Origin of the sequence: Streptomyces sp. NPDC088794 (assembly GCF_044750545.1) — a bacterium.
GTDB lineage: Bacteria > Actinomycetota > Actinomycetes > Streptomycetales > Streptomycetaceae > Streptomyces.
The window spans coordinates 455,244-481,058 of the sequence record NZ_JBIVKB010000003.1; the positions used below are offsets into that span (position 1 = coordinate 455,244).

Here is a 25,815-nt window from a genome sequence, read left to right on the forward strand (position 1 = left end):
CCTCTCGCGTCGCGCGAACGTCAGGCTCGGTCCACGAGGCTCTTGGGCCGCATGTCCGTCCAGTTGGCCTCGATGAAGTCCAGGCACTCCTGTCGGCCCGCGGGACCGTGGACGGGCCGCCAGCCGGCGGGGACGGCGACGAACTCCGGCCACAGGCTGTGCTGTTCCTCGTCGTTGACGAGGACGGAGTAGACGCCGTCGGGGTTCTCGAACGGGTTGCTCATGCGGGGTTCATACCTTTCGTGGGAGTGGTGCCGGACGTGGGAGTGGTTGCGGACCCGCCCGGGCCGGCTTCGTGGGCGCCCGCCCGCCGGACCAGGGCCTCCAGGGCCCTGAACCAGGTGCGGCCCAGGTCCTGGACCGCCTCCTCGGTCAGCAGGTCGGCCGCGAAGGCCCAGTGGGCGGTGAGTTCGGGGCCGCCGGGGCGGTCCTCGGTGAGGGCGTTGAGGGTCAGCGCGTGCGACATGGGCATGGCCGGGTCGGCGTCGAGGTCGGCGGCGTCGTCGTCCTCGGTGTAGGACCAGTCGGCGGCCTCGGGGTGGTCGAAGCGGCCCATGTAGTTGAACTCGATCTGGGGTTCGGCGAGTTCGGAGAGCTGGGCGCCGGTGCTCGCGTTGAGGTGGCGCAGCAGCCCGTGGCCGACGCCGGCCGTGGGCAGGCTCGCGAGGTGGTCGCGGACGCGGGCCAGCACCGCGTCCAGGGCCGGTCCGCCGGCGAACGCCTCGGCCGGGTCCCCGTCACCGGTGTCCAGCCGTACCGGGACGACGCTGGTGAACCAGCCGACGGTACGGGACAGGTCGGCGTTGCCCGCGAGTTCCTCCTCGCGGCCGTGGCCCTCCAGGTCGACCAGGACGGCGCCGCCGGGCGCGGTGCCGAGAACCCGGGCCCGCCAGTCGGCGACGGCCAGCGCGAACGCGGTGAGCAGCACGTCGTTGATCGTGGCGTCGAAGGCCGCGGGAACGCGCCCGAGGAGGGGGCCGGTGACGTCGGTCGGCAGGCTCAGCGACAGGTAGCGGGTGGTGGTGACGGTGTCCCGGGCCGGGTCGAGCGGCCGGGCCAGCGGCAGTCCGGCGCCCTCGGCGAGGACCGAGTTCCACAACGGGAGTTCGTCCTCACGGACGGGGTCGGCCGCACGGGCCGTGAGGAGCCGGGACCAGCGCGCGAACGACACCTCCACGGGGGCGAGTTCGGCGGTACGACCCTGGCGCTCGGCGGCCCAGGCGGCGGCGAGATCCGGGAGCAGGACGCGCCAGGACACGCCGTCGACGACCAAGTGGTGGACCAGGAGCAGGAGTCGGCCGGGCTGCCCGGGGCCGGCGTCGAACCAGACCGCGCGGACCATGGCTCCCGCGTCCGGGTCGAGTCCGTCCCGGGCCGCTTCGGCGTGGCGGGCGATCGCCTCGCGCAACCGAGATCGATCGGCACCGCGCACGTCGACGCGAGCGAGCCAGGCTGCGATGTCGGTCTCCCTCGCTGCGGGCACCCGCAGGGTCCACTCGGTGCCGTCCGGGCCCCGGTCGAGGCGGGCCCGCAGCATGTCGTGGCGGTCGGCGACGGCTCGCAGGACCGCGAGCAGGCCCGGTTCGTCAAGGTCGGCGGGTGTCTGGACCAGGGCGGCCTGGTGGTATCCGGCGATCGGTCCGCCGCGTTCGCGTAGGGCGTGCATGATCGGGGTGAGCGAGACCGTGCCGGTGCCGTTGTCGTGACCGGGGATCCACTCACCGGCCGCCAACGGGGTGGCGACGGCGGCCAGGGCGGCGACGGAACGGTGTTGGAAGACTTGGCGGGGAGTGATCCGCAGGCCCAACGCCCTTACACGAGCGACGAGTTGCATGGCCACGATGCTGTCGCCGCCGAACGCGAAGAAGTCGTCGTCGGTGCCGACCGCGTCCGCGGGCAGACCGAGGAGGTCGGCGAACACGTCGCGCAGGGTGCGCTCGGTGTCGTTCTCAGGTGCCCGGCCGCCGCCCGCCGCGGTGAAGTCCGGTGCGGGCAGGGCGGTGCGGTCGAGCTTGCCGTTGGACATCAGCGGCAGCCGGTCCAGGACGACCACGGCGGCCGGGACCATGTACTCCGGCAGCACGGACGCGGCGTGGGCGCGCAGCCCGGCCGGGTCGGCGTCTCCCTCGGGGACGACGGCGTACGCGATGAGCTGTCGGACGCCGGGGCGCTGTTCGCGGGTCGTCACGACGGTCCGGTCGACGGCCGGGTGGGTGTCCAAGGCGGCCTCGATCTCGGCGAGTTCGACCCGGTAGCCGCGGATCTTCACCTGGTCGTCGGAGCGGCCGGCGAACTCCAGCTGCCCGTCCTCGGTCCAGCGCGCCAGGTCGCCGGTGCGGTACATCCGGGCGCCGGGCTCGGTCGCGTGGGGATCGGCGACGAACCGTTCCGCGGTCAGAGCGGGCCGGTCGAGGTAGCCGCGGGCCAGGCCGGGTCCTGAGAGGTAGAGCTCGCCGGTGACGCCGGGCGGCACCGGGCGCAGGGCCTGGTCGAGGACGTAGGCGCGGGAGTGGTGGACAGGGCGGCCGACGATCGGGCGGGCGCTGTCGCGGACGCGGCCGACGAGGGCGTCGACGGTGGCCTCGGTGGGGCCGTAGAGGTTGAACGCCTCGGTGTCGGGGAGCGCGGCGAGCCGGGTCCACAGGGCGTCGGGCACCGCCTCCCCACCGAAGCCGACGACGGCGAGGGGGCAGTCGCCGTCCGGGCCGATCAGCCCGCTGTCCGCCATCTGCGCGAGCAGCGACGGGGTGACCTCGATGAAGTCGATCCGCCGCTCGCGGATGAAGGCGGCGAGGAGTTCGGGGTCGCGGCGGGTCTCGTCGTCCGCGATGTGCAGGGCGTGCCCGTCCAGCAGCCACAACTGCGGTTGCCAGGAGGCGTCGAAGGAGAACGACCAGGCGTGCGCCACGCGCAGGTGGCGGCGGCCGGTGCGGCGCCGGGCGAGGGCGTGCAGGTCGTGCTGGTGGCTGTGGAAGAGGTTGGCGACACCGCGCTGGGTGACGACGACTCCCTTGGGGCGACCGGTGGATCCGGAGGTGTAGATGACGTAGGCCGGGTGGTCGGGGTCGGGGGCGGTGGGGTCGGCCTCGGGCAGGTGGTCGGCGGCAAGCAGGTCGTCGAGGTCGAGCACGGGCACCTCGGCGTCGGGCAGTCCGGCGGCGGTCTGCCGGGTGGCGAGGACCAGGGTGGGACGGGCGTCGGCGAGCAGGTCGCGCAGCCGGGTCTCGGGGAGGTCGGGGTCGAGGGGCAGATAGGCGGCGCCCGCCTTCATCACGGCCAGGATGGCGGCGATGTGGTCGGCGGTGCGGGGCAGCGCGAGGGCCACGGTCCGCTCCGGTCCGGCGCCATGACCGGCGAGGATCCTGGCCAACCGGTCGGTGCGGGCATCGAGTTCGGCGAACGTCCAGGTGGTCCGGCCGTCGGTGACGGCGGTGGCGTCGGGGCTCGCCGCGGCCTGGGCGGCGAAGAGCGCGGGCACGGTGGCCGGTCGGTCCTCGGCGGCGGGCAGCGCGGTGTCGTTCCAGGTCTCCACCACGGTGTGCCGGTCCGCGGGCCCGAGCAGGTCGAGGCGGCCGACGGGGAGTTCGGGCTCGGTGGCCATGGTGTCGAGCAGGGCGACCAGGGCGGTCGTGATCCGGCGTACGACGGCCGGTTCGAACAGGTCGGGCCGGAACTCGGCGGTCAGCCGCAGCCGTTCGGCTGGCTCGACGGCCCAGGCGAACGGGTAGTGCGTGGCGTCCTCGTGGTCGCGCACGACGACCCGGGGTGAGGTCTCCTCGGCGGAGTCGGCGACCGGGTAGGACTCGAACACGACCAGGGTGTCGAAGAGTTCACCGAGTCCGGCGGCCCGCTGGATGTCGGCGAGGCCGAGGCGCTGGTGGGCGATCAGCCCGGACTGCTCGTCCTGGAGCCGGGCCAGCAGACTCGCCGCCGTCTCCTCGGGACGGATACGGACACGCACGGGAACGGTGTTGATGAACAGGCCGATCATCGACTCGGCACCGTCCAGCTCCGGCGGACGTCCGGCGACGGTGGCACCGAACACCACGTCGTCACGGCCGGTGAGCCGGCCCAGGAGCACGCCCCAGGCGGCCTGGACGAGTGTGTTGAGGGTGAGGCCGTGCTCTCGGGCGAACGCGTCGAGGGCGGCGCTGCGTTCGGCGTCCATTTCGACGGTGTGGGTGTGCGGGACGGCGGAGGGGCGGGCCGGGTCGGCCGGTGCCAGCCGGGTGGGCTCGGCCAGACCCTCAAGTGCCCGTGTCCAGGCCTCGGTTGCCAGGGCGGGGTCCTGGGCGGCGAGCAGGCCGAGGTAGGAGCGGTAGGACGCGGGCACGGGCAGGGCGCGGCCGTCGTACAGCGCCCACAGTTCATCGGTCAGCAGGGGCAGGGACCAGCCGTCGAGGAGGAGGTGCTGGTGGGACAGGACGAGCCGGTGCCGGTCGGGCCCGATGCGGGCCAACAGCAGGCGCAGCAACGGAGGTTCGGCCGGGTCGAAACGGCGCCGCTCCTGACCGAGCAGCCGCTCCCACGCGTCGGTGTCGTCCCCGTCACCGGTCAGGTCGACCTGCCGCCACGGCAGCGTGGCCGTGCGCGGTACGACGGCGACGGCACGTCCGGAGGCCAGGTGCCGGAAGCCGCTGCGCAGGTTCTCGTGCCGGTCGAGCAGCGACTGCCCTGCGGCGCGCAGCCGTTCGGCGTCGAGGGGTCCTTCGAGGTCGTAGGAGATCTGGACGGTGTAGACGTCGGGACCTTCGTCGCCCGAGTCGAGGGCGGCGTGGAAGAGGAGGCCGGCCTGGAGCGGGGAGACGGGCAGGAGTTCGGTGCCGGCGGGCCACCCCGCGAGCTCCGTGCGCTCGTCCTCGGTGAGGTCCAACAGGCCTGCGACGGGTGCCGGACGGTCGTCGGTGGTGAGGGGCATGGCCAGAGCCGCCAGTCCCGCCGCCGTCTTCCGTCGGAACACGTCACGCGGGCTGAACGCGAGGCCGGCCGCACGAGCACGGGCGACGAGCTGCATGGCGACGATGCTGTCCCCGCCGAGGGAGAAGAAGTCGTCTTCCGGGCCGACGCGTTCGAGGCCGAGGACGTCGGCGACGAGCGCGCAGACCGTCTCCTCCATCGCGGTGCGGGGTCGGGTGTCGGAGACTTCAGCGGCGAAATCCGGTGCGGGCAGGGCCCGTCGGTCCAGCTTCCCGTTGGGGGTGAGCGGGAGCGTGTCGAGGACGATGACGGCGGACGGGACCATGTGGTCGGGCAGGACGGCGGCGGTGTGGGCGCGCAACGCGGCCGGGTCCGGGGCACCGGCGGTTGCCGGGACGACGTAGGCGACAAGACGTTCGTCGCGGACGACGACGGTCGCGTGGTCGACGGACTCGTGCGCGGCCAGGACCGTCTCGATCTCGCCGAGTTCGATGCGGAAACCGCGCAGCTTGACCTGGTCGTCGATCCGGCCCAGGTACTCCAGCTCTCCGTCCGTCGTCCAGCGGGCGAGGTCGCCGGTGCGGTACATGCGCTCACCGGGGGCGCCGAACGGGTCGGCGACGAACCGCTCGGCGGTCAGGCCCGGGCGGTTCAGGTAGCCGCGGGCCAACTGGACGCCCGCCAGGTACAGTTCGCCCGCCGCACCGGGCGGGACCGGTCGCAGGCCGGCGTCGAGGACATACGTGCGGGTGTTCCAGACCGGACGGCCGATCGGGACGGTCCTCGGGGCCGTGCCCACCTCATGGGCGGTGACGTCGACGGCGGCCTCGGTGGGGCCGTACAGGTTGTGCAGCCGGGTGTCCGGGAGCAGGTCCCCGAAGCGCGCCGCCAGCGGAGCGGGCAGCGCCTCGCCGCTGCACACGACCTGGCGCAGTCCGGTGCAGCGGGCGGCGGTGGGCTCGTCCAGGAAGGCGCGGAGCATCGACGGTACGAAGTGCGCGGTGGTGATACCCGTCCGCTGGATGAGCGCTGCTAGGTAGGCCGGGTCCTTGTGGCCTTCCGGCCGGGCCACGACGAGGGTGGCGCCGGTGACCAGGGGCCAGAAGAACTCCCAGACGGACACGTCGAATCCGGCCGGGGTCTTCTGCAACACCCGGTCGTCCGCGTCGAGTTGGTAGGCGCCCTGCATCCACTGGAGGCGGTTGGCGATGGCCTCGTGGGGGACGGTGACGCCCTTGGGGCGGCCGGTCGAGCCGGACGTGTAGATGACGTACGCGGGGTGGGCGGGGTCGTAGGCCGTCGGCAGCGGCGAGCGGCGAGTGCTCTCGGGCGTGCCCTCCGCGTCGACGACGAGGCGGGGTGTGTCGTCGGTGTCCGGGAGGCGTACGCCGTCGGTGGTGACCAGGCAGACCGGGCGGGCGTCGGCGAGCATGTGCGCGAGCCGGTCGGCCGGGTGGTCCGGGTCCAGGGGCAGGTAGGCGGCGCCCGCGCGGAGGACGGCGAGCAGGGTCACCACGAGTGCGGCCGAGCGGGGCAGGGCGACGGCGACGGTGGTCTCGGCGGTGGCGCCGTGTGCCGCGAGGACGTGGGCGAGTCGCTCCACGCGCAGGTCGAGGTCGGCGTAGGTGAGGCTGCCGTCCCCAGAGCCGTGCTCCGAGCTGTCCCCGGCTCCCTCCTCGAAGACGAGGGCGGTGGCGTCCGGGGTGCGGGCCACCTGGGCACGGAAGAGTTCGGGCAGGGTGAGGTGCGGGACCGGGTGCGCGGTGGCGTTCCAGGTGTCCAGTACGAGGGTGCGCTCGTCGTCGCGCAGCAACTCCACTGTGCTGATGGGCCGTTCGGGGTCGGCGACGATCTGGGCGAGCAGGTGTTCCGTCCGGCGGGCGAGTCCTTCGGCCGTGGCGGGGTCGAAGAGGTCGGCGCTGTACTCGATCCAGCCCTGGATGCCCTCGCCGTCGCCCTGCTCGACGAAGTCGAAACTGAGGTCGAACTTGGCGGTGTCCTGGCCGACCGGTTCATGACGCGCGCTCAGCCCGGGGAGGGTGGGTGCGTCGCCGCGTCCGGCCAGGTGGACGACCATCACCTGGAAGAGGGGGTGGCGGGCGAGGGACCGCTCGGGGTTGAGGGCCTCGACCAGCCGCTCGAAGGGCAGGTCCTGGTGTTCGTAGGCAGCGAGGTCGGTCTCGCGGACGCGGCCGAGCAGGTCGGCGAAGCTCGGGTCGCCGGACAGATCGGTGCGCAGCACAAGGGAGTTGACGAAGAACCCGACCAGGTCCTCCAGCGCTTCGTCGCCGCGTCCGGAGACCGGGGCGCCGAGCGGGATGTCGTCGCCGGCGCCGAGGCGGTGCAGCAGGGTGGCCACGGTCGCCTGGGCGACCATGAACATGCTGACGCCGTGCAGACGGGCGAGTTCCCGCAGTGCGCGGGTGAGTGAGGCGGGCACGGTGAAGCCCACGGTTCCGCCGCGCCCGCTGGACTCCGCCGGACGCGGCCTGTCGGTGGGCAGGTTCAGCTCCTCGGGCAGACCGCCGAGAGCACGTGTCCAGTGGGCGAGCAGATCGGGCTCGGTCGCGTCGAGCAGGTCGCGCTGCCAGAGGGTGTAGTCGGCGTAACTCGCGGGCAGCGGGGCCCAGTCAGGGGTACGACCCTCGACGCGGGCCGCGTACGCGGAGCCCAGGTCGGCGAGCAGCGGCCGGTCGGACCACTCGTCGGTGGCGATGTGGTGCAGCAGGAGCAGCAAGACGTGTTCGTCGGGGCCGGTCGCGAACAGGGTGACGCGGAGCGGTAGTTCGCGCTTCAGGTCGAATGCGTGCGCGGCCTCGCGGGCCAACTCCTTGTACGGCGCAGTGTGTACGGGTACGACCGTGTCCTGCGGGTCGAGCACGTCCTGGTACGGCACTCCGTCCTCGGCCGGGAAGAGCGTGCGCAGCGGGGCGTGCCGGGCGACGAGGTCGCCGACGGCGGCTTCCAGCGCGGCGCGGTCCAGTGGGCCGGTGAGTCGCCAGGCGGCGGGGATGTTGTAGGCCGGGTCGGGTCCGGCGACCTGGTGGTGCAGCCACAGTCCGCGCTGGGCGGAGGAGAGGGGAAGTCGGTCCGGACGGGGGCGCGGGTCGGCCAGGGCCGGGCGGCTGTCGGTGCGGCCGACGTCGAGGCGGGCGGCCAGCCGGGCCACGGTGGGCGCGTCGAACACCGTCCGCAGGGACAGCTCGCCGCCCAGCAGGCTTCGGACGCGGCTGACCAGACGCATGGCGAGCAGGGAGTGGCCGCCGAGGGCGAAGAAGTCGTCGTCGAGGCCGACCCGGTCGACGCCGAGCACCGCGGCGAACTGCTCGCACAGCAGCTCCTCGCGCGGGGTGCGTGGCCGTCGGCCGACCGGTGCGGCCGTCGCCACGGGCGCGGGCAGGGCGGCCTTGTCGAGCTTGCCGCTGACAGTGCGCGGCAGCGCGTCGAGGACGACGAAGGCCGCGGGGACCATGTGGTCCGGCAACACCTCGGCACAGTGCGCGCGCAGCGCCGCCGGGTCCCGCGTCTCACCCGCTCGCACCCGAGTGGTGTACGCGACCAGGCGAGGTGCGCCGGGCTGATCCTCGTGGACGACGACGGCCGCGGCGCCGACGGCCGGATGGCCGGCCAACACCGCCTCGATCTCGCCGAGTTCGATGCGGAAGCCCCGCAGCTTGACCTGGTCGTCGGCGCGGCCGAGGAAGACAAGGGTGCCGTCGTGACGGCGCCGGACCAGGTCGCCGGTGCGGTACATGCGTGTGCCGGGGTCACCGAACGGGTCGGCGACGAAGCGCTCGGCGGTCAGAGCCGGGCGGCCGAGGTAGCCGTGGGCCAGGCCCTCACCGGCGAGGTACAGCTCGCCGGGCACGCCGACCGGGGTCGGGCGCAGGCGGTCGTCGAGGACATGGGCGCGGATGTTGTCGAGCGGGGCGGCCCAGTCCGTGGTGCCGTGGTGCCAGCCGTACGCGTCGACCGCGCACTCGGTGGGGCCGTACAGGTCGTGCACGGCCGTGTCGGGCAGCTCGGTCAGCCGCTGCCACAGGGCGGGCGGGGTGGCCTCACCGCCCACCGCGATGACGGCGGGTACGCGGCTGCCGGGGGCGAGGAAGCCGTGGTGCAGCAGTTCACGGAGGTAGGTCGGTGTGAGGTCGACGAAGTCGATGTGCGCTTCGTCGATGCGGTGCAGCAGGGCGGCCGGGTCGAGCATGGTCGTCTCGTCGACGACGTGCAGTTCGTGACCGGCGAGCAGCCACAGCAGCGGTTCCCAGGAACCGTCGAAGACGAACGAGGCCGCGTGGAGGGCGCGCAGCACCTCCCGGCCGGTGTCGCGGACGGCCGGCTCGATCAGGTCCCGCAGGTGGGAGCCGTACAGGTTGCTCAGGCCCCGGTGAGTGCCGACGACGCCCTTGGGGCGGCCGGTCGAGCCGGAGGTGTAGATCGTGTAGGCGGCGTCCAGGGGGTGGGAGCGGTGGTGGTGCGGCTGGTGCGGGACGGGGAGCGGGCCGTCGATCAGCAGCCTCGGCACGCCGGGTGTCTCGGGGAGGCGCTCGGTGAAATCGCGGGTGGTGAGCAGGCAGCCCGGTTGCGCGTCGGCGAGCATGAACTCCAGCCGGTCCGCGGGGAGTTCGGGGTCCAGCGGGAGATAGGCGGCGCCCGATGCGAGGACGCCGAGCAGGGCCGGGACCATCTCATGGCGCGGCAGGGCGATGCCCACGACACCGCCGCTCTTAGCGCCGTGGGCGCGCAGGAGAGCGGCGAGGATCTCAACGCGAGTGTGCAGTTCGGCGAAGGTCCAGCGGCGGAGTGCGTCCGGGGTGCCGGTGACCAGCGCGGTGCGGGTGGGGTGGGCGTGTGCGGTGTCGGCGAGCACCTCGGTGACCGTGCGGGTTTCGCGGGGGTGCGCGGTGTCGTTCCAGGCGCCGGTCGCGGCCGTCTCCTCGGCCGGGGTGAGCACGTCGAGCAAGGCCAGCGGGACGTCCGGGGCGTCGGCGGACCGGGTGAGCAGCAGGACGAGCCGGTCGGCGAACAAGGCCGCGCTCTCAGTGTCGAGCAGGTCGGTGGCGTACTCCAGTAGGAGGGTGATGCGGCCGGAGATGTCGGACTCGTCGACGAAGGTGAAGTCGAGGTCGAACTTCGCGGTGCCGGTGTCCATCTCGTACCACTCGGCGGGCAGCCCGAGCTGGGTCTCCGGGTCGCCCTCGGGCCGGTGGTGGTAGCCCAGCATGACCTGGAAGAGCGGGTTGCGGCCGGCCAGCCGGGGCGGGTTGACGGCCTCGACCACGCGGTCGAAGGGCACGTCCTGGTGCTCGAACGCGGCGAGCGAGGACTCCTTTACCCGGTCCAGGAGTTGACGGAACGTCAAGTCGCCGTCGGGGCTGGACAGGTCGGTGCGCAGGACGAGCGTGTTCACGAAGAACCCGACGAGGTCGTCCAGCGCGCTGTCGGTGCGCCCTGCGATCGGGGCGCCCAGCGGGATGTCGTCGCCCGCGCCGAGCCGGTGCAGCAACGCGGCGGTGGCCGCCTGAAGCAGCATGAACATGCTGGTGCCGGTCGCGGCGGACAGGTCACGCAGGGCGCGTCCGGTGTCCTCGGGCACGGTCCGGCGTACGGTGTCGCCGCGCCCGCTGGGCTCGGCGCGCCGGGGGCGGTCGAGGGGCAGCTCCAGCTCCTCGGGCAGGTCGCGCAACACATTGGTCCAGTAGGCGAGTTGGACCGCTCCGAACTGGTCGAACAGCCGGTCCTGCCAGAGGGTGTAGTCCGCGTACTGCACCGGCAGCGGCTCCCAGCCGGGACTCTCGCCCGCCGCACGGGCCGCGTAGGCGGTGTGCAGGTCGGCGAGGAAGGGCCGGTCCGACCACTCGTCCGTGGTGATGTGGTGCAGGACCACCGCGACCACCTGGTCGTCGGGCGCCAGGCGGAACACCTCGGCACGCACGGGCAGTTCACGCGTGAGGTCGAAGGCGCGGAGCTGCGCGGACTCGATACGGGCGGGCAACTCGTCCTCGACGCAGTCCGTCAGGGTGAAGGACGGCTCGGCATCCTCGGGGGCGAGGATGTACTGGCAGGGCTCTCCCCCGTGTTCGACGACCAGGGTGCGCAGCGACTCGTGGCGGGCGGTGACGTCCCGCAGAGCCTGGCGCAGGGCGGGTATGTCGAGGGTGCCGCGCAGCCGGAAGACCAGCGGGAAGTTGTAGGCCGCTCCCCCGCCGGTGATGCCCTCCACCAGCCAGAGCCGACGCTGTGCCGCCGACAGCGGGAGGTGCGCGGGGCGTTCGGCGACGGCGGTGACCGGCGGCCGGGCGGGCTTGTTGTTGTCGGCACGCAGGGCGAGCCGGGCGGGCGTGGGCGCCTCGAACAGGTCGCGGATGGCGAGTTCGGTACCCAGTTCGCCGCGGGCCCGGCTGACCAGGCGGGTGGCGAGGAGCGAGTGGCCGCCGAGCTCGAAGAAGTCGTCCTCGGCACCGGTCTCGGGCAGGCCGAGCACCTCGGCGAAGAGCCGGCAGAGCGTCTCCTCGCGCGGGGTGCGCGGGCCGCGTCCGCCGCCCAGGGCGACGGCGGGTTCGGCGTCGGGCAGGGCCCGGACGTCGAGCTTGCCGTTGGCGTTCATCGGCAGGGTGTCGACGGTGACGAAGGCGGCCGGGACCATGTAATCGGGCAGTTCACGGCCCAGGTCGTCACGCAACCGCCGTACGAGTGCGCTCTGTTCGCGTGCCGAGGTCGGGTCGTTGGCATAGGGCGCGCTGCCGCCGCCCGGGCGGTACAGCCCGGCGGTGAGCCGGAAGGCGTCCTGGCCTGCGTTGGCGGACTGGGCGGACTGGTCGGACCGGGGGATGAACACGGCCTCGTAGCAGCCGGGTTCGGCGGACCAGGTGGTCAGCGCCCGGCAGCCGTGACGGTCGGCGAGGTCGTGCAGGGTCTCCGGGTCCACGCCGTGCTCGACGGTACGGCCGTCCGGGATGCCCGTGACACGCAACGAGCCGCCACCGTTCAGCCGTTGACCCAGGTCGCTGATCTCGCTCCAGGCGACGGCCGGCACGTCGTCCAGCCGCAGATCGGGCTCGCCCTGGTACAGCACCACGTCGTAGCGGTGCCGGGTCAGCTCGTTGTGGTGGTGGCCGCGCTTGGTGCGCAGGTCGACGCCGTGGCCGAGGGAGGCGAAGTAGTCGGGGTCGACCAGGAGTTCCTTCTCCAGGCGCAGTCCGCGCTCGACGGCCCGCTCCAGGTCGGCCTCGGCGGTGCCGCGCGCCCGCTGGATCTCGGTGTGGAAGGTGCGGGCCCGGCGCGGGTCGCGCACGTCGCCGACGAACAGGGCGCCACCGGGGGCGAGCAGTTCCATGGCGCCGTTCAGCACGGTGGTGAGGTGGTCGATGCTCGGGAAGTACTGGATGACGGAGTTGATGACGATCGTGTCGAAGTAGGCGAAGGGCAGACCGCTGAGGTCCTCGGCGGGCCGGCAGCGCAGTTCGACCTTGGCGGCCAGCTCCGGGTCGCGCCGCACCTCCTCGCCGATCTTGCGGATGACGGGGGCGGCGAAGTCGGTCGCCCAGTAGGCCTCCGCGTCCGGGGCCAGCCGGGAGAGCAACAGGCCTGATCCGACGCCGATTTCGAGGATGCGGCGGGGCTTCAGCTCGCCGATGCGGTCGAGGGTGGCCTCGCGCCAGGCGTGCATCTCCTCGAAGGGGATGGGCCGGCCGTCGTAGGAGCTGTCCCAGCCGTCGTACCGCTCGGTGAAGACGGCGGTGCCGATCTCCTCGTACTCGTCTTCGTAGATCTCCTGCCACTCGCCGACCTGGGCGGCCTCGGCGGCCGACCGTTCCTGGTCGGTGCGCGTCGCGGGGACGACGTAGCCGACGAGCCGTTCGTCGCGGACGACGACGGCCGCCTGGGAGACCAGCGGGTGGTGGCTGAGGGCCGTCTCGATCTCGCCGGGCTCGATGCGGTAACCGCGGATCTTGACCTGGTCGTCGGTGCGGCCCAGGAAGTCGAGGTTGCCGTCGGGGCGGCGGCGCACCAGGTCGCCGGTGCGGTACAGGCGCTCCCCCGGCTCGCCGAACGGGTCGGCGACGAACCGTTCGGCGGTCAGGGCGGGGCGGTCGAGGTAGCCACGGGCCAGACCGATGCCGGCGATGTACAGCTCGCCGGGCACGCCCTCGGGCACGGGCCGCAGCCACGCGTCGAGGATGTGTGCGCGGGTGCCGCGGATGGGGCGGCCGACGGTGGGCGTGTCGCTGTCGAGGGTGCCGCCGCCGAGGGTGTTGATGGTGTACTCGGTCGGCCCGTAGAGGTTGTAGCCGTACGTCCCCTCGGTGTCGCGCAGGGCCGTCCACACCGTCTCCGGTACGGCCTCTCCGCCGAGCAGGACGAGCGGCGGTACGTGTCCCTCCAGCAGGCCCTGTTCGATCAGCAGCCGGGCGTAGGTGGGGGTGACGTTCACGACGTCGATGCGGTGCCGCTCGCAGTAGGCGGTCAACGCCTCGGCGTCGCGCCGGAGTTCCTCGTCGCAGATGTGCACCTCGTGGCCCTCGACGAGCCAGAGCAGTTCCTCCCACGACATGTCGAAGGCGAAGGAGACGGTGTGCGCGATGCGCAGCCGTCGACCGCCGGCCGAGGCGATGGCGGGGGCGAAGATCTCTTGCTGGTGGTTGAGCTGCATGTTCGTCAGGCCCCGGTACGGGGTGACGACGCCCTTGGGGCGGCCGGTGGAGCCGGAGGTGTAGATGACGTAGGCGGGATGTTCCAGGCTGAACCGGGACCGGACGGGTGCGTCGGACAGATCCGCCAACTCCCGCTGCACGTCAGGGTCGTCAAGCAGGACCGCGGGTGTCTCCCCCAGGTTCAGGGTGGCGGCGACGGGCGCGGTGGTGAGCAGGACGAGCGGGCGGGCGTCGGCCAGCATCAGGGACAACCGGTCGGCCGGGTGGTCGAGTTCGAGGGGCAGGTAGGCGGCGCCGGTGCGCAGGACGGCGAACAGCGCCACGACCATGTCGGTCGAGCGGGGCAGGCCGAGGGCGACGACCCGCTCGGGGTCGGCACCTCGGTCGAGGAGCAGCCGGGCCATGCGGTTGACGGCGGCGTCGAGTTCGGCGTAGGTGAGCGTGCGGTCGCCGAAGACGAGGGCGCGGTCGTCGGGGGTGCGGGCCGCCTGCTGGGCCAGCAGGTCGGCCACGGTGTCCTCGGGGTCGGGGACCCGACTCGACGCCCACTCCTCGCGCAGGGCCGCGCGCTCGGCGGGCAGGACCGGGTCGAGGGAGCCGACGGCGGCCGACAGATCGGCGGTCATCCGCTCCAGCAGCAGCGCGAAGCGGTCAAGGAGGGCGTGCGCGTCGTCCGCCGGGACGAGGTCGGCACGGTGGGTGAGGGTGACCTGGATGGAACGTCCTGGCGTCACCACGAGGTTGACCGGGTAGTGGGTCGCGTCGACGTTGGCGACGGCGGTCGCGCCGTGCCGGACCCGCAGCTGCTCCAGGCGCTCCTCGGTGTCGTTGTTGCGCAGCACGAAGAGGGTGTCGAACAGCTTGCGGTGGCCGGACTCCGCCTGGATCACGCCGAGGCTGAGGTGCTCGTGGGGCATAAGGTCGAGCCGTTCGCCCTGGACGCGCCGGAGCAGGTCGAGGACCGGCTCGGCGGGGTCGTACGCGATCCGGGCGGGGACCGTGTTGAGGAACAGGCCGATGACGTGCTCGACGTCGGGCACCTCGCTGGGGCGGCCGGCGACGGTGGTGCCGAAGACGACGTCGGTACGCCCCGTCGTGGACGCCAGGGTCAGACCCCAGGCGGCGTTGAGCACGGTGTTGAGGGTCAGTCCGTGCGCCCGGCCCGTCTCACGCAGCCGCTCGGAGAGTTCGGGCGTCAGCCGCGTGTCCAACTGGTCCGGGATCACCGGTTCGAGGCCGTCCGCCGCCGTCGGCGCGAGCAGCGTGGGCTCCTCGAGACCGGCGAGGGCCGAGCGCCAGGCGCCGTTGGCGATCGAGTCGTCCTGCTCGTCCAACCAGGTCAGGTAGTCACGGTAGTTGCCGGGCCGGGGCAGCTCGGAGGCGTCGCCGCCGGACGCGTAGAGAGCGAAGAGTTCGTCCAGGAAGAGCCAGGCCGACCAGCCGTCCCACAGGATCAGGTGGCGGCCGATGACGAGCCGGTCGCCGCGCTCGGCGCCGAGGCGGACCAGCAGCAGACGGAACAGCGGGGGCGCGGAGAGGTCGAAGCGGCGGGTGCGCTCGGCGTCCGTCAACTCCCGCAGAAGGGCGTCCTGTTCGGGTGCGAGCAGGTGCGAGAGATCGACCTCGTCGAGCGGGATGTCCAGGTCCTCGACGATGAACTGCACCGGGCTGTCGAGCCCGTCGCTCGTGAAGCCGGCGCGCAGGCCCGGATTGCGGGTCAGCAGGGTACGGACGGCCGCCCGGAGCCGGTCGGTGTCGAGACGGCTCGCGAAGTCGAAGGTCTCGTGGACGGTGTAGACGTCCAGCGCGCCGGCGTCGTAGGCGGAGTGGAAGAACAGGCCTTCCTGGAGGGGCGCCAGGGGCCATACGTCGGCGACGGCGGCGGGCGCGGCCAGGGCGCGGAGGCGGGCGCGCTGGGCCTGCGTGAGTGTCGGGCCGGTGGGCGGGGCGCTCTCGCGGGCGACTCGCCCGGTGGCGACGGCGGCCGTGGCGAGGGCCGCGGGGGTGCGGTGGGTGAACACGTCGCGCGGGGTGAGTTCGAGACCTGCCGAGCGGGCGCGGCTGGAGACGCCGATGGAGCTGATGCTGTCGCCGCCGAGCAGGAAGAAGTCGTCGTCGGGGCCCGTGTCCTCGATGCCGAGGACGGCCGCGAAGATCTCCATCAGCAGCTGCTCTCGCGCGCCCGAGGGTGCGCGGCGCACGGCACGCTCCACCTCGGGGGCGGGCAGCGCGCGCTGGTCCAGCTTGCCGCTGGGGGTGAGCGGGAGCGCGTCGAGCACGACGTAGGCGTCGGGGAGCAGGGCGGCAGGCAGGCGCTCGGCCAGAGCGGCGCGCAGGGCGGCCGGGACGACGGCGGTGGGGTCCGCGTCCCGCGCGGGAACCACGTAGGCCACGAGTCGGTCGTCGCGTACGGTCACGGCGGCCTGGGCGATGCCCGCCAGGGTGCCCAACTCGGCCTCGATCTCGCCGAGTTCGACGCGGTTGCCGCGCAGCTTCACCTGACGGTCGGTGCGGCCGAGGTAGTCGAGGGTTCCGTCGGGGCGACGGCGGACCAGGTCGCCGGTCCGGTACATCCGTCCGCCGGGCGCGCCGAAGGGGTCGGCCACGAAGCGGTCGGCGGTCAGGCCGGGGCGCGCGTGATAGCCGCGGGCCAACTGGACACCGGTCAGGTACAGCTCGCCGGGTACGCCGTCGGGGACGGGGCTCAGGCAGGAGTCGAGGACGCGCAGGCCGGTGTTCCAGACGGGCCGTCCAATCGGCACGGTCGTGTCCGGCGCGCCGTCATGGGTGTGGTGCGTGACGTCGACGGCAGCCTCGGTGGGGCCGTACAGGTTGTGCAGCGGTACGCCGGTCAGGGCCTGCCAGCGGTCGGCGGCGCGACCGGGCAGCGCCTCGCCGCTGCTAAAGACCCGGCGCAGGCTCAGCGCCCACCCGGGGTCGGCGGTGATGTCCTCGGCGGCGAGGAACGCCTCCAGCATCGACGGCACGAAGTGCAGGGTCGTCACGCCCTGTTCGCGGATGACGCGGGCGAGATAGGCGGGGTCGCGGTGTCCGTCCGGGGCAGCGAGCACGACGGCCGCGCCCTCGCACAGCGCCCAGAAGAACTCCCAGACGCTCACGTCGAAACTGGACGGCGTCTTCTGCAACACCCGGTCGTCGGCGGTGAGTCCGTAGGCGCCCTGCATCCACGCGAGGCGGTTGACGATTGCGCGGTGGCTGACCACGACGCCCTTGGGACGGCCGGTGGAGCCGGAGGTGTAGATCAGGTAGGCGGGGTGGTCGGGGTCAGCTTCGGCTTCGGCTTCGGCGTGCTCGGAGTCCGGGTCGGTGGCCCGGGTGGCGTCCGGGTCGGCAAACGGCACTTCCCGTCCGTCGGCAAGCAGCAAGTCCTGTCCGTCGACGAGCACCACTTCCGCGCCGTCGACCACGGGCAGCCGTTCCGCCGCCCACTCCGTGCTGACCACGAGCGTCGCGCCGGAGTCGGTGAGCATGTGGCCAATGCGATCGGCCGGGTAGTCCAGGTCGAGCGGCAGATAGGCCGCACCGGACTTCAGGACACCGAGCAACGCCACCATCAGCTCGGGAGAGCGCGGGACGGCGACGGCGACGAACTGCTCGGGACCCGCTCCCTTGGCGCGCAGCCGGCGGGCCAACACCTCGGCCCGGGAATCCAGTTCGGCGTACGTGAGAGTCGTGCCGTCGAAGACGACGGCCGTGGCGTCGGGAGTACGGGCGACCTGGGCGGCGATCCGGGCGGTCAGGGTCGTGGCGGGAACCGGGCGCGCCTCACCGGCGGAGTGCGCGTTTACTCGCTCGCGCGCGGTGAGCAGGTCGAGGGCGGCCACCTGGGTGCCCGGGTCGTCGGCGAGGGTCTCCAGGAGGAGGGTGAGCCGGTCGGCGAGGACCTGGACGGCCTCTGCGTCCAGACGGCGGGTGTGGTGCTTCAGACGCAGGTCGAGGCGGCGGCCCGGCTTCACGATCAGGGCCAGGGGGTAGTGGACGGCGTCATGGAAAGCGTGACCGGCGATCCGGACCGTGCCGGTGCGGTCGGTGACGTCGGACTCGGCCGGGTAGTTCTCGAACACGACGAGGGTGTCGAAGAGTTCGCCGGCGCCCGCGTGCCCGCTGACGCGCTGGATCTCGGCGAGGCCGAGGTGCTGGTGGTCCAGGAGTGCGGCCTGCTCGTCCTGGAGCTGGTCGAGCACCGCTCCGAGGGTGGCCTCGGGCGTCCACCGCAGGCGGGTGGGCAGGGTGTTGATGAACAGGCCGACCATCGACTCGATGCCGGCCACGGCCGCGTCCCGGCCGGAGACGGTCGTGCCGAAGAGTACGTCCTGACGGTCCGTCAATCGGCTGATCAGCAGACCCCAGGCACACTGCACGAGCGTGCCGAGGGTGACGCCCCGCTCCCGGGCGCGGGCAGTGAGCCGCACGGTCGTCCGCTCGGACAACTCCACGCGGATCTGGGCCGGTTCGACGGGCCCCGGCACGGCGGGCACGGTGACCAGCCGGGTGGGCTCGTCGACCCCGGCAAGGGCGGCCGACCAGGCGGTACGAGCGGCGTCCCGGTCCGCGCGGGCCATGCGCCGCAGGTAGGAGCGGTACGGGGCCGGCTCGGGAAGCGTCGGCTGCGCCCCCGACGTAGATGCCGACTGGTCCAGGGTGATCGAGTCGGCGACAGCCGAACCAGTCTCGTACAGCGCCAGCAGCTCACGATGCAGAATCGGCAACGACCAGCCGTCAGCCACGATGTGATGGAACGTCAGCACCAGTCGGCACCGTTCCGGAGAGAGCCGCACCAGCGCACACCGCACCAACGGCGGGCGCGCGAGGTCGAATCGCCGGGCCCGCTCATCGGCGGCCACGGCCTCCGCGAGGGTGCGCCGTACGGTCGCGTCCTCCTGCGCGACCAGGTCCACCTCACGCCAGGGCAGATCCAGACCGGCCGCGATCAGCTGCACGGGACGACCGTCGGGCAGCTGACGGAAGCAGGCACGCAGCGGGGCATGGCGGGCCAGCAGACCCTGCGCCGCACGCCGCAGCGCCGCGCCGTCCACCGGTCCCGTGAGCTCAATCATCTGCTGGACGACGTAGGCGTCATGCTCGGTACCGTCCACGAGGGCGTGGAAGAAGAAGCCCTCCTGGAGCGGCCCGAGCGGCAGCACCTCGTCCACCTCGACGGGGAACTCCCCCTGGAGCGCACCAAGTTCGTCGGCGGACAGCTCGTCCCACGGGTCCACGTCCGCCGTGTCCGTGAGGTCGCCCGTGCGCGCCACCGTGGCCAGTTCGGCCACCGTCCGGTACCGGAACACGTCGCGGGGGGTCAGTTCCAGACCGGCGGTCCGGGCGAGGACAAGCAGGTGGATGGCGACGATGCTGTCCCCGCCGAGGGCGAAGAAGTCGTCGTCGACCGTCACCGCGGGTACTCGTAGGGCCTGCGCGTACAGGTCGCACAGCAGTCGCTCGCGCGGGGTGCGCGGGGCGCGGCCGGCGCTGAGGCGGGTGTAGTCGGGGGCGGGCAGGGCGGCGGTGTCGAGCTTGCCGCTGGGCGTGACGGGGAGCCGGTCCAGCGGCACGACGGCGGACGGCGCCATGTACTCGGGCAGGTACTCGGCCGCGTGCGCGCGCAGGGCGCCCACCAGCGCCGTGATGGTGCGGAAGGGTGCGGGCCGGTTGGTGTGCGGGCGTCTGCCGCCCGGCCGGTAGGGCGTCAGCAGGACAGGGTCGCCGTCGGGGGCCAACACGGCGTCGAGCGAGCCGTCGTCCGCCTCGCCGTTCCAGGTGAGGACGGCGCGGTAGCCGTGCCGGGCAGCGATCTCGTGCAGCGTCTCGGGGTCGACGCCTCGCACCGCGGCGAGAGAGCCGAGGGAGCCGTCGGCCGAGAGGGACCCGTCGGCGGTCAGCGGGCGGCTGCTGTCGTCGAGGGAGCCGAGTGCCGCGAGGTCGTCGGCGAGGCGGTCGTTGGGGACTCCGGTGAGTCGCAGCCGCGTCGGGCGGGTCTCGGCCGCCAGCAGGTCGTCCAGCGCTTCGGGGGTGCCGAGCGCCGACCAAGGGGTTTCCACGGGTTCCTGGATCGGGGGCGGTACGGCACCCGCCCCGTCACCCTCCTCGCCCGCTTCGGCAGCACGCAGCACGACGTCGTACCGGTAGCGGGTGAGTTCGTTGTGGTGGGTGCCGCGCTTGACCCGGACGTCGGCGGTGAGGCCGTCGAGGGTCGTGAAGTAGTCGGGGTCGACGAGGAGTTCGCCCTCCCAGGCGACGGCCCGTTCGACGGCGGCGCGGAGGGTCTCCTTGTCCTCGTCGCCCTCGTGCGCCGCGCGGAGCTGTTCGACGGCCGCGCACAGGGTGCGCAACAGACGGTGGTTGCGGACGTCGCCGACGAACACGGCGCCACCTGGGGCGAGTAGGCCCGCGGCCGTGCGAAGCACGTCGGTGAGGTAGTCGGCGCCGGGGAAGTACTGGGCGACGGAGTTGATGACGACGGTGTCAAAAAATCGTTCCGGCAGACCGGCGAGGTCGTGTGCGGGCCGGGCCGACAAACGCACCCGGTCGGCGAGTTCAGGAACCTGGTCCACCTGGGTCCGCAGCGCGCGGACCGCTTCCTCGGAGAGGTCGGTGCCCCAGTACTCCTCGCAGTCCGGGGCAAGCCGGGACAGCAGCAGGCCGCTGCCGACGCCGATCTCCAGGACGCGGCGCGGGCGGAGTTCGCGGATGCTCGCCACGGTGGTCTCGCGCCACTCGCGCATGTCCGCGAGGGGGATGGGCAGCCCGTCGTACATGCTGTTCCAGCCGGCGAAGTTCTCCTCGAACCCCTCGGATCCGGCCGCCGAGTACAGCAGTTCGTGCAGGCCCTTCCAGGCGGCGACCTCCGCGCCGCCCTCCAGGGACGGCACGACGTAGGCGGCCAGGCGGCGTTCGCCGGGGCGGTCCTCGCGGACGACCACGGCGGCCTGGTCGACGGCGGGGTGCGCGCGCAGGACGGACTCGATCTCGCCGGGTTCGATGCGGAAGCCGCGCAGCTTCACCTGGCTGTCCGCGCGGCCGTGGAACTCCAGGCGCCCGTCGGCTCTCCAGCGCACGAGGTCGCCTGTGCGGTACAGGCGTTCGCCGGGCGCCCCGAAGGGGTCGGCGACGAAGCGTTCCGCGGTCAGGGCCGGGCGGCCGAGGTAGCCGCGGGCCAGTCCCGCCCCGCCGAGGTAGAGCTCGCCGGTGACGCCGGCCGGGACTGGGCGCAGCCGGTCGTCCAGGACGTAGGCGCGGGTACCGGGGTCGGGGATGCCGATGGGCACGAGGGTGCCCGGCGGAGTGTCGGGGTCGCAGCGGCCGAGCGTGGAGTTGGTGGTCGCCTCGGTGGGACCGTAGGCGTTGAACATCATGCGGCCACGCGCGTAGCGCCCGACGAGTTCGGGCGAGACCCGTTCGGTGCCCGCCAACAGGGTTGCTTCCGGCGGGAGGTGGACGTCGTCGGGCAGGGCGGCGAGCAGGGCGGGCGGCAGGATCATGAAGGTGATCCCGTGCTCGTGGGCGTAGTCGGCGAGGGGCGCGCCGGGGACGCGGCGGTCGGCGGGGACGACGACGAGGCGCCCGCCGGAGAGCAGGCCGAGGCACAGGTCCCAGAACGCCACGTCGAAGCTGGGCGACGCGAACTGGAGGACGCGGCTGTGCGGTCCGATGCCGAAGCTCTCGGACTGGGTGGCGACCAGCTTGGCGACACCGGCGTGCGTGAGCACGACGCCCTTGGGGCGGCCGGTGGAGCCCGAGGTGTAGATGACGTACGCGGCGTGCGCGACCGTCAGCCCGGCCGCGGACCCCGGCGCCTCGGCCGGGTGCGCGCTCAACTCGGCGACGGTGTCGGCTGCGTCCAGGACGAGTCGCCGCGGCCCGTCGGGCGGCAGGTCGGGCAGGACGTCGGTGGTGGTGACCAGGCAGACGGGATCGGCGTCGGCGAGCATGTGGGCGACGCGGTCGGCCGGATAGTCGGTGTCGACGGGCAGATAGGCGGCGCCCGCCTTCAGCACGGCGACCTCGGCGACGATCAGGTCGGCCGAGCGCGGCACGGCGAGGGCCACGACCTGGTCGGGTCCGGCGCCGCGGGCGGCCAGCGCGTGGGCCAACCGGGAGGCGCGGGCGTCGAGTTCGGCGTAGGTGAGGCGGACGTCCTCGTGCACGAGCGCGATCTCGTCCGGACGTGCGGCGACCTGGTCGGCGAACATCTCGGGCCAGGTGCGGGCGGGCACGTCGTGGTCAGTGTCGTTCCATTCGACGAGGACGCGGTGCCGTTCGTCGTCCTCCAGGAGCGCCAACTCGCCGACGGGAGTGTCCGGGTGTGCGAGGGCGTCGGTCAGCAGGGTGACGTAGTGGCCGAGGACGCGGTCTGCGGTGGCGGCCGCGAAGAGGTCGGTGCGGTAGTCGACGCGGACCTCGCCGTCGGCCACGGACAGGGCCAGGTCGAGCGGGCCACCGTCGTTCCAGGGCTCGGGGCCGAAGCCCACCGTGCAGAGCAGGCCTCCCCCGCGCACGGCCCCCGGCTCCAGCAGGGCCAGCAGCTCGGCGGTGGGCATGCGATGGGCGTCGGCCTCGGCGTAGGCAGCAGTGATCCGCCCGGTCAACTCCCGGAACGGCGTGGCACCTTCGGCCGCCACCCGCAACGGAAGTCCCGCATGGGCCAGGGTCACGTCCGCCGCCGCACCGCCGTAGCGCAGCAGCAGGGCGGCGCAGGCGGCGAGCAGGACGGAGTCGGCGGCGGACCCGTCGAAGGCGCGGGTCCGGGTCGCCAGCGGTACCGGGTCGGGTACGACGTGCGGGTACGGGAAGTCGGTCGGCAGCGGCGGCTCCTGGGCCGTCGCCGCGTACAGGTGTCGCCAGTAGGCCTCCGCGGTCCCGCCCGCCGAAGCCGTCTCAGCCGAAGTGCTCTCGGCCGAAGCCGTCTCAGAAGATCGCGTAGTGCCCGACACAGCGGCCCGTGCCTCCCATTGCGGTGCGGATCCGGCCTGGCTGGCCGTAACCGCTCGAATAGTAAGGTAAGCATTGCCTTACTAAGAAGACCTGTCGGTGAACCAATCACGACCGGTGACCGCGGTGAGGTTATGCTCCCCTTACCTCCGAACGGGGCAGCGATTTACGGACAATGACGTGGAGACAGGCCAGTGGCTCCAGGCAAGAAGACTCGCGCCACCTTGCTGGTGAGCTCGCTCGTGGCCCTGGTGGTCCTGCTCTCCCTGCTGTCCTTGGCGCTGGGCGCGCTGAGCATTCCGCTCGGCGATGTGGTGCGGGCCGTGCTCGGGCACCCGCCCAGCAGGCTCGTGGACAACGTGATCTGGTCGGTCCGCATCCCGCGCACCCTGCTCGCGTTGACGACCGGAGCGGCCCTCGGGATGTCGGGGGCGCTGATGCAGGCGCTGACCCGCAACCCGCTCGCGGATCCCGGCATCCTCGGTGTCAGCGCCGGAGCGTCCTTCGCGATCGTCGTCTCCGTCGCCGTGTTCGGGGTCACGTCGCTGTACGGATACGTGTGGTTCGCGTTCGGCGGGGCGCTCGCGGCGAGCGTGGTGGTCTACCTGCTGGGGCAGTTGGGCCGCTCCGGGGCCACTCCGGTGAAGCTGGCGCTGGCCGGCGTCGCCGTCACGTCCCTGCTGTCGTCGTTCACCAGCGCGGTGGTGCTGACCGACCCGGACGCGCTCAACCGCTACCGCTTCTGGTCGGCGGGTTCGCTCGCCGACCTGGACGCCGGAGATCTCCAGCGCATCCTGCCGTTCCTCGCCGTCGGCGCCGTACTCGCCCTGGCCTGCGCGCCCGCCCTCAACAGCCTCGCCCTGGGCGACGACGTGGCCGCCTCGCTCGGCCGCCGGCTCGGGCTCGTCCGGCTGCAGGGCGTCACCGCGGTGGTGCTGCTCACCGGCGCGTCGGTCGCCGTGATAGGTCCGGTGGTCTTCCTCGGTCTGGTGGTCCCGCACATCGCGCGGGTGCTCGCCCAGTACGCCGGGATCGGCCCCGATCAGCGCTGGCTGCTGCCCATGTCCGCGGCGCTCGCCCCCGTACTGCTGCTCACCGCCGACATCATCGGGCGGATGGCCGCGCGACCCACCGAGATCCAGGCCGGCGTCCTCGTCGCCTTCGTCGGCGGCCCCTTCTTCATCGCCCTGGTACGCCGCCGGAAGCTCGCGGAGGTCTGAGCCCGTGTCCGTATCGCCGCCGCCGACGTCCTCTCCGCCCCTGCCGCCGTCCACCTCCGTGCCGGCCCCCGTCTCCCGCGGTGGCGCTCGGCCGTTCCGGTTGAGCACACCGCCGATCTCCGGCGTGCTGCGTCCCCGACTGCTCCTGACCGGCGTACTCCTGGCCGTGGGCGCCTTCCTGCTGTTCTGCTGGGGACTCACCCTCGGCGACTACCCCGTCTCCTTCCCCGACGTACTGCGGGCGCTCACCGGTTCGGGCGACCCCGGCACGCTGACGGTCGTGCAGGACCTGCGCCTGCCACGAGCCCTCACCGGGCTGCTGGTCGGGATCGCGTTCGGCGTCTCCGGCGCGGTGTTCCAGACGATGACCCGCAATCCGCTGGCCAGCCCGGACATGATCGGGCTCACCGAAGGCGCCGGTACGGCCGTCGTGGCCGGGCTGGTGCTCGGCTGGACCGGCGGACTCGGGCTCCAGACGCTTGGTCTGCTCGGCGCCCTCGCCACCGCGATCGTCGTGTACGCGCTGGCATGGAAGGGCGGCGCCACCGGCTACCGGATCATCCTGGTCGGCATCGGCGTGTCCTGGATCTGCACCAGCGCGACCGACTTCCTGGTCGCGCGCGGCAGCCAGTTCCAGGCGCAGGAGGCCGTCGGCTGGCTGGTGGGCAACCTCAACGGCCGTACCTGGGACCAGGTCACCACGCTCGCCCTGGCGATGGCCGTGCTGCTGCCGGTCACCCTCGGCATGGGGCGCTGGATGCGCACCCTGCAACTGGGCGACGACGTGGCGGCGGGCCTGGGCACCCCGGTCCAGAAGGTCCGGCTCACCCTGTTGCTGGCCGGCGTCGGACTCATCGCCTTCGGCACGGCCGCGGCCGGACCGGTCGCCTTCGTGGCGCTGGCCGCACCCCAGATCGCCCAGCGGGTCGCGGGCACCGCCTCACCACCGCCCCTGGTCTCCGGGCTCACCGGCGCGTTCGCCGTCCTGGGCGCCGATCTCCTCGCCCGCGAGGCGATCCCCGGGACCGAACTGCCGGTCGGAATCGTCACCGGCGCGCTCGGCGCGCCGGTCCTGCTCTGGTTGCTCATCCGCGTCAACCGCGCGGGCTCAGGAGGCTGATCGCATGGCGTCCACCGACTCCCGCACCACGGTGCCCGGCCAGGGTGTCGCCTCCGCCGACAGCAGTGCCGCACCCGGTCCCGAGCTGCGGGCCCGGGACCTGCATCTGGCGTACGACGGCCGGACCGTCGTCGAGGATCTGCAGCTGTCGGTACCGACCGGGCGCGTGACGGCGATCGTCGGCGCCAACGCCTGCGGCAAGTCGACCCTGTTGCGCGCCCTCGCGCGCCTCCTCGCGCCCCACAAGGGCGTGGTGGAGCTCGACGGCGCCGCGCTGCGCTCGATCCCGACCCGCCAACTGGCCCGCAAGGTGGGCATCCTGCCCCAGACGCCGGTGGCGCCCGAGGGCTTGACGGTCGGCGACCTGGTCAGCCGGGGGCGTGCGCCGCACCAGACGTGGTGGCGCCAGTGGTCCGAGGCGGACCAGCGGGCGGTGCACGGGGCGCTCGCGGCGACCGGTCTGACCGACCTCGCGGACCGGCCGGTCGACGAACTCTCCGGCGGCCAGCGGCAACGGGCGTGGATCGCCATGGCCGTGGCCCAGGGCACGCCGGTGCTGCTCCTCGACGAGCCGACCACCTATCTGGACCTGGCCCACCAGATCGACGTACTCGATCTCGTCACGGACCTCAACCGGCGCGAGGGCCGCACCGTGGTGATGGTGCTGCACGACCTCAACCAGGCGTGCCGCTACGCCGATCACGTCATCGCCATGAAGGCGGGCCGGATCGTCGCGGAGGGCACTCCGACCCAGGTGGTGACCGAGGAGACCGTCGAGGACGTCTTCGCGCTGCGCTGCCGGGTCATCACGGATCCGGTGAGCGGAACCCCCCTGGTCATCCCCCTGGGCCGGCACCACGACGACGCTTCGGCGCCGGTGGAGTCCGCCGCCGTCCCGGTGACTCCACCGGACTCCGTTGCCAGGTAAGGCTAACCTTACTTAGCATGTGGC

General features: G+C 72.9%; 5 protein-coding genes. 3 read left to right on the plus strand and 2 right to left on the minus strand.

All coding sequences use genetic code 11. From position 1 onward, the window contains the following. Positions 1-20 precede the first annotated feature (20 nt). Both ACIP6U_RS11105 and ACIP6U_RS11110 read right to left on the minus strand, forming a co-directional pair. Positions 21-224, minus strand: coding sequence for an MbtH family protein (locus ACIP6U_RS11105; RefSeq protein WP_401715048.1), 204 nt, complete (start codon positions 222-224; stop codon positions 21-23). Continuing rightward, positions 221-22,525 carry a non-ribosomal peptide synthase/polyketide synthase gene (locus ACIP6U_RS11110; RefSeq protein WP_401715050.1) on the minus strand — a complete coding sequence of 7,435 codons (22,305 nt, stop codon included), beginning with the start codon at positions 22,523-22,525 and terminating at the stop codon, positions 221-223. Before ACIP6U_RS11110 ends, ACIP6U_RS11105 begins: the two co-directional genes overlap by 4 nt. A gap of 222 nt (positions 22,526-22,747) precedes the next feature. On the opposite strand from ACIP6U_RS11110, the gene ACIP6U_RS11115 reads away from it, so the two are divergent. The 3 genes from ACIP6U_RS11115 to ACIP6U_RS11125 are packed head-to-tail and all read left to right on the plus strand — an operon-like array spanning position 22,748 to position 25,791. Next, entirely contained in the window at positions 22,748-23,743 is a 996-nt protein-coding gene (locus ACIP6U_RS11115) for a FecCD family ABC transporter permease (RefSeq protein WP_401715551.1), read from the plus strand. Between the two features lie 40 nt (positions 23,744-23,783). Next, positions 23,784-24,863 carry a FecCD family ABC transporter permease gene (locus ACIP6U_RS11120; protein WP_401715553.1) on the plus strand — a complete coding sequence of 360 codons (1,080 nt, stop codon included), beginning with the start codon at positions 23,784-23,786 and terminating at the stop codon, positions 24,861-24,863. A gap of 4 nt (positions 24,864-24,867) precedes the next feature. Next, the gene (locus tag ACIP6U_RS11125) at positions 24,868-25,791 is read left to right on the plus strand and encodes an ABC transporter ATP-binding protein (RefSeq protein WP_401715052.1); all 924 of its coding nucleotides are present in this window, start codon (positions 24,868-24,870) and stop codon (positions 25,789-25,791) included. Positions 25,792-25,815: the final 24 nt, after the last annotated feature.